Genomic DNA, 4,631 nt, shown 5'->3' on the forward strand with positions numbered 1-4,631 from the left:
ACCGAGCGCGAGTACGACCGGGCGAGCACCGCGCTGGGGTCGAAGTCGGCCGCGGCGCTCTTGGCCAGCGCCGTCGCGACGGCGACGCCCACGAGGTCCAGCGCGACGCTGAACTGATAGGCGATGGCGAACACCGCGCCCTCTTCGGGGGAGGCCAGGGCCGTGACGACGAACGACAGCGACAGTCCCGCGCAGAGGACCACGCCGACCGCCAGGGCGTTCTGCGCGGTGAAGAGGCCGAACGCCCTGGCGACCCCGGCGTTCCAGGTGTGCGTGCTCGGCCGCCGTGCCTGCTCCCGTCGCAGGGCGCGCGGCACCAGCACGAGGGCGCCGACGGCGACCGCGCAGACAGCGGGGACGATCGTGGCCGTCACGAGCGGATGCGCCGGGCCGACCGCCCCGAAGGCGAGCACCGCCAACAGGGCGAGCTTCAGCAGGTTCGCCGAGCCGTTGAGCAGGAGCGTGCTGCGGGCGTCGGCGGCGCCGGCCAGCGCCTGGGTCAGCACGTTGAACAGAGCCCACACCACGGTGCACAGGGTGACCACGGCCACCGTGACCACGACCGGCGGATCCGGGCGCAGCACCATGGCCACCAGCCCTCCCGCCACGAGTCCGGTCGCCGCGCCGAGCCCCGCCGTCACGGCATAGGCGCGCCCCAGCAGCGACCACGCTGCCGGGCCGCCCAGCGGGAGCATGACGACCAGCGCGCTTCCCGGGCCGTTGGATGCCAGCGCGGCCGCGGCCATGATGACCGCCAGTGCCGAGGCCTCCAGGCCCAGCTGGGCCTGCGGGATCCACAGTGCCGCCAGCATCCAGAAGACGAACCCGGACAGCGAGGTCACGGCGTACCCCGCCGACAGCCAGAGCGAGTCGCGCGTGATGCGTCGACCCACCGAGGTGCCGGCGCCGGGGGCGTCGGGGTGCCGGCGCCGTACCCCCGTCACGCGGGCGTCCGCCCTGTCAGCGAGCGGCGCGGGCTGCCGGCCCGAACGGGGGCGACGCTCCCGCGCAGGTAACCCGCGCCCGCGAGGAGCAGTGAGAGCACGATGGCGGCGGCTGCAGGCACGCCCTGCGGCCCGCGGCGCAGTTCCCGCCAGAGGGCGGCGGGGAGCACGCGCGAGGCATAGGCGGACTCGGCCGAGAGCGCGTCCTGGCGCCCGACGGTACGCGCGATCCCCGCTTTGGAGATCCCTTCGCACCAGCTGCGGTGGGCGACGTATGCCATTCGCGTCCGGTCGGCGCTGACGTGATGGCGCACGCGCGCGGACGGCTCGTACCGCACGATGTGGGCCGGGTCGACCTGGCGCAGCTTGATGCACACCTCGGTCTCCTCACAGCCGATGGGCAGCTTGCCCACGCGGCCGGTGTCGGTGTTGAAGCCGCCGACGGCGAGCAGCGGGTCGCGGCGGAAGGCCATCGAGCAGCCCATGACGTTGCGCACCGGGCCGGGTCGTGTGGGAAGTCCGCGATAGCTGCACCCGACGATCCAGAGCAGCTCATCGGGGAGCACCGCCGGAGCGTCGCCCGGCCACAGCGGCACCGCGCTGCCGCCGACGGCGACGACCGACGGCTCTGCGAATCCGTCGACGAGGGTGCGCAGCCATCCGGGCTCGGCGACCGCATCGTCGTCGAGGAACGCGACGATGTCGCCGCGGGCCATCTGCAGGGCGGTGTTGCGCGCGGCGGAGAGTCCCTGCGCGCCGGCGTTGGCCAGCACGTGCGACTCAGGCCACCGGGCCTGGGCGCGACGCAGCAGCTCGTCGTTGTGATCGATGACGAGGATCGTCTCGTCTGCGATCGCCTGGTCCGTTACCGAGGCCATGGCCAAAGCCAGCTGATCCCAGCGATCGAGCGTGTACGCGCAGATCACCACACTGACCGACATCACCGGCCGATCGACTCCGCGCGCTCGGCGGGCGCCGTGGGGGCGGGCGAAGCCGGGGAGCCGGCTGTGCGGGCACCGCGCTTGCGACCCCAGCGCCTCATCCGCTCGTCGAGCACGGTGCGCAGCACCCGCAGCCCATCGGTGACGGCGTTGAGGTTGCTCTCGCCGTGGATGCGGGGAAGCTCGACGCTCGGAACCTCGACCACGTGCAGACGGTTCTCGGCCATGCGGCAGGTCAGCAGGGTCTCGATCTCGAAGCCGTCGCCCCAGACCATCTGGCCCTCGGCACCCGGGATGTGCGCTGCGGGAAGCTCCAAGGCGGGGAGGATGCGGCGCCAGAAGGCGTTGTAGCCGTAGCAGAGGTCGGAGTGGCGGGTGCCGAGCAGGATGTTGGTCAGCAGGTTGAGGCCCCGGTTGCCGAGGTTGCGGTGGAACGTGATGTCCTCGCTCGCGCCGCCGGCCATGTAACGACTTCCCTTGCTGACGTCGGCACCCTGCACGAGCGCGTCGACGAAGCGCGGGATCTCGTCGGGGTCGGCGGAGCCGTCGGCGTCGAACATGACGATGATGTCCCCGGTCGCGTGCTCGAAACCGCACACCAGCGCGTTGCCCTTGCCCTTGCGGGTCTGGGTGATGACGTCGACGCCCGGTCGCACGCGGCGGGCGACGTCGGCGGTGCCGTCCACCGAGTGACCGTCCACGACGATGATCTCGTGCACGTCGGGAAGAAGGGGCAGCACGATCTCGAGGTTCTTGGCCTCGTTCCGGGCGGGGACGATGATCGATATGCGGGGTGCGGAGTGCACGGGGATGGTCACAGGGAGTCACCTTTTTCGTCGGGGGGCGCGATGGGTTTCCGAGGGTCGGCGATGCCACGAAATCGGGCGGGCGCATGCACGGCGGCGCGCCTTCGCACCCAGGGGGTCGTGTCCTCTTGGTGGAGGCCCGGCCAGGGAACCTGATGCTCCGATGTCGATGGTCTGAGCGTTCCGGCCGGGTGTTACATCCCTGTGAACGCTACCGACGGGGCCGGTTACCAATTGGCCGAAACGTGTCCCCTCTTCGGAGGACATCGGCGGAATTCCGCGGTTTTTCGTCCACCGAATGGGGGACAGCGGGGCGTCGTCGGCGCGTGACGTCCCCCATTCGGTGGACAAACGACATTTGCGGTCCACAATGGAGTGAGCGGCTGTCTGGGAGGACAGGGAACCCCGGATGACCGAGCCCGGGGAGTCCCGTCGGCCGAGGGAGGGACGAGACATGAGGAAGACCCCGAAGCGGACCGAACCGCAGTCGAACATGTGCGCGTGCGGGCACGTTCGCGAGGCGCACGAGCACTACCGCCCGGGCACGGAATGCTCCCTGTGCGACGTGCGCGCCTGCTCTGCGTTCACCGCCGTCACGGTCACCGAGTACACGCGCACACGCTGACCCGCGGCCGTGGCAGCCACGGCCGGGCCGCGGCATCCGTAGACTGAATCCTCGTGGTCACCCGTCTGTCGCACTTCTTCCTCCGTACGCTCCGTGAAGACCCCGCCGATGCGGAGGTCACGAGCCACCGGCTGCTCGTCCGCGCCGGCTACATCCGCCGCCAGGCGCCCGGCGTGTTCGCCTGGCTGCCACTGGGGCTGCGCGTCAAGGGCAAGATCGAGCAGATCGTGCGCGAGGAGATGGCCGCCGCCGGCGCCTACGAGGTGCACTTCCCGGCGCTGCTGCCGCGCGAGCCCTATGAGGCCACCGGCCGGTGGGAGGAGTACGGCGACGCTCTGTTCCGACTGCAGGACCGCAAGGGAGCTGATTACCTGCTCGCGCCGACGCACGAAGAGGTCTTCACGCTGCTCGTGAAGGACCTCTACTCGTCGTACAAGGACCTCCCGCTGTCGATCTACCAGATCCAGGACAAGTACCGCGACGAGGCGCGTCCCCGGGCGGGCCTGCTGCGCGGCCGTGAGTTCACGATGAAGGACGCGTACTCGTTCGACTACACCGACGCCGGACTCGACGCCTCATACCAGGCGCAGCGCGACGCGTACGAGCGCATCTTCCAGCGCCTCGGACTGGAGTACGTCATCGTCCAGGCGGATGCCGGTGCGATGGGCGGATCGCGCTCCGAGGAGTTCCTGCACCCCACCCCGGTGGGGGAGGACACGTTCGTCCGCTCCGCCGGCGGCTACGCCGCCAACGTCGAGGCGTTCACCACGGTCGTCCCCGACCCGATCCCGTTCGACGGCCTGCCCGCCCCGGTGATCTTCGACTCCCCGAACACCCCGACGATCGAGACGCTCGTGGCGCACTGCAACGCCCACCTCGACGGCGAGTACACCGCCGCCGACACGCTGAAGAACGTCGTGCTCGCCCTCACCCACCTCGACGGCACGCGCGAACTGGTGGTCGTCGGACTGCCCGGCGACCGCGACATCGACGACAAGCGCGTCGAAGTGGCCTTCGCCCCCGCCGCTGTGGAGCCGGCGACCGAGGCGGACTTCGCCGCCAACCCCCTGCTGGTGAAGGGCTATATCGGCCCGTGGTCCGAGAAGGGACCGATCCTCGGCGAGGAGTCAGCCACCGGCATCCGCTATTTCCTCGACCCCCGCGTGGTCGACGGCACGGCGTGGATCACCGGCGCCAACATCGATCAGAAGCACGTCGCCCGCCTCGTCGCGGGGCGCGACTTCACCGCCGACGCGTTCGTCGAGGTCGCCACCGTGCGCGCGGGGGATCCCGCCCCCGACGGCTCGGGTCCTGT

Annotated in this window: 4 protein-coding genes; 1 reads left to right on the forward strand and 3 read right to left on the reverse strand. The window is 70.8% G+C overall.

Annotated features, from left to right (window positions below):
- From NQ160_RS18920 to NQ160_RS18930, 3 genes are all read right to left on the reverse strand, one after another.
- Positions 1-944 (reverse strand): hypothetical protein (locus NQ160_RS18920; RefSeq protein WP_257516656.1); only part of this gene is annotated, 944 nt, incomplete at its 3' end.
- Positions 941-1,885, reverse strand: coding sequence for a glycosyltransferase family 2 protein (locus tag NQ160_RS18925; protein ID WP_257516659.1), 945 nt, complete (start codon positions 1,883-1,885; stop codon positions 941-943). The genes NQ160_RS18920 and NQ160_RS18925, both read right to left, overlap by 4 nt.
- Positions 1,885-2,703 carry a glycosyltransferase family 2 protein gene (locus NQ160_RS18930; protein WP_257516657.1) on the reverse strand — a complete coding sequence of 273 codons (819 nt, stop codon included), beginning with the start codon at positions 2,701-2,703 and terminating at the stop codon, positions 1,885-1,887. The genes NQ160_RS18925 and NQ160_RS18930 overlap by 1 nt, the downstream gene beginning before the upstream one ends.
- 666 nt (positions 2,704-3,369) lie before the next feature.
- Here NQ160_RS18930 and proS point away from each other — a divergent pair.
- A partial coding sequence (gene proS, locus NQ160_RS18935; protein WP_257516658.1) for a proline--tRNA ligase occupies positions 3,370-4,631 on the forward strand: 1,262 nt, incomplete at its 3' end.

The sequence above is a fragment of the Microbacterium sp. zg.Y909 genome (genome assembly GCF_024626565.1).

Bases quoted from the DNA above. Each gene is read 5' to 3' on its own strand.
- NQ160_RS18925 (WP_257516659.1), bottom strand. From the start codon at position 1,885: ATGTCGGTCAGTGTGGTGATCTGCGCGTACACGCTCGATCGCTGGGAT.